1 protein-coding gene is annotated in these 1,271 nt (G+C 36.7%); it reads left to right on the forward strand.

The features are described from left to right. Positions 1 to 94 precede the first annotated feature (94 nt). Positions 95 to 1,271 (forward strand): transposase (locus tag QUA54_RS34275; RefSeq protein WP_333419492.1); only part of this gene is annotated, 1,177 nt, incomplete at its 3' end.

Below are 1,271 nucleotides of genomic sequence, written 5' to 3' on the forward strand. Positions count from 1 at the left end.
AAAAAGTGAGTGCAATCTGACCCCAAAATCAACAGAAAAAAAGGCACTCTTTTCGGTTAAGCTATAGAAACACACAAGCTCAACAGATTGCCTTATGAAAATCATTGAATCCATTTTACAACAAATGCCAGGGATTAGTCAACCCCAAAAGAAGTTTTTAATCACTTTATTCTCAACTATCTTGCTGGCTTATGGCAAGGTCAACTTTACAAATCTCAGTCGTTATAGTTGTTTGAGTGAAAAAACCTACCGTCGTCACTTTCTCAAAAGCTTTAACTTTCCACAATTTAATCAATATTTTGTGAAAGAAGCTTTAAATCCTGAACACACAGTTATTGCTATCATTGATTGTTCTTTTTTAAGAAAAAGTGGCAAAAAAACAGACGGTAAAGCTTATTTTTATAATGGTGTAGCTGGTAAATCGGAACAGGGATTGGAAATTTCTGTGATTTCTATTGTCGAAATTGAGTCTCGTTTATCTTATAGCTTAAGCGTGCAACAAACTCCATCACGTCCTCAAATAAAGCCCGGAAAAAAACTGCCACAAAAACCGAAGAATAGCTGGTCAAAAAAATCTCGCAAAAAACCGGAGTCTCAAAGCTCAACGCCTGACATCACAAGAGTTGATGACTATGCAAAACATCTCAAGAATACTCGTTGTTACTTCCCAACTTCTGTACGTTATTTGGTGGCTGATGGCTATTACTATCGCTCTAAATTCTGGGATGCTGTGCGGGACTTAAATTTAGAGTTTATTGGCAAGTTAAGAAGTGATGCTAACCTACGCTATCTCTATACAGGTGAACAAAAGAAACTGGGAGCTCCACGTAAATATGATGGTAAGGTTGACTGCCATGATTTGAGCCGTCTTAATTTTGTTAAAGACCTAAAACCGGGAGTTTCATTATATACATTGGTTGTGTGGAGTTCTTGTTTAAATTGCCAAATTAGGTTGGCTTGTATCTCTGAGGTTCAAGCCAACGGAAAAATGAAAAATGCTTTATTATTTAGCACTGATATTCACTTACCGCCTGAGCAAATTGTTGAATATTATCAGGCTCGTTTCCAGATTGAATTTATTTTTCGTGATGCCAAGCAATTTACGGGATTGTCTGATTGTCAAGCTCGTCATTTACCACGGCTTGATTTTCATTTTAATGCCAGTCTTATTGCCTTAAATCTAGCCAAACATGAACTTTCTAGTTGTCATTCATCTGCCAAGTCTTTTGTGTTTTCTATGGCTTCTTATAAACGTCTGGAATTCAATAAGC

This window comes from Microcoleus sp. MOSTC5, from assembly GCF_036701825.1.
In the GTDB taxonomy this organism is placed as follows: Bacteria; Cyanobacteriota; Cyanobacteriia; order Cyanobacteriales; family Microcoleaceae; genus Microcoleus; species Microcoleus asticus.